1 pseudogene is annotated in these 256 nt (G+C 23.8%); it reads right to left on the reverse strand.

Annotated elements, in window-relative coordinates:
- Positions 1 to 256 (reverse strand): annotated as a pseudogene (locus RI68_RS03930) (IS3 family transposase); the annotation flags it as partial.

Consider the following 256-nt stretch of genomic DNA (forward strand, 5'->3'; position numbering starts at 1 on the left):
AAAGATAGATCTTGTTTATTGGCTATGGTATAAGCAATAATTTCTCGATTATATAAATCCATAATCGCGGATAAATAAAGTTTTTTTTCGTATTGAGGTCCATAGATTAAAGTAGTAATATCAGTACATAATTTTTCATAAGGTCCAGAAGCATAAAAATTATTTTGTAATAAATTTAAATCAGACAGAGGTGGTTTTTTAAAAATATGTTTTTTAAATTTATTTTTAATAGTTTGGCATAACAAATAAAACTGCT

Source organism: Vaccinium witches'-broom phytoplasma str. VAC, from assembly GCF_000309405.1.
GTDB lineage: Bacteria > Bacillota_I > Bacilli_A > Acholeplasmatales > Acholeplasmataceae > Phytoplasma.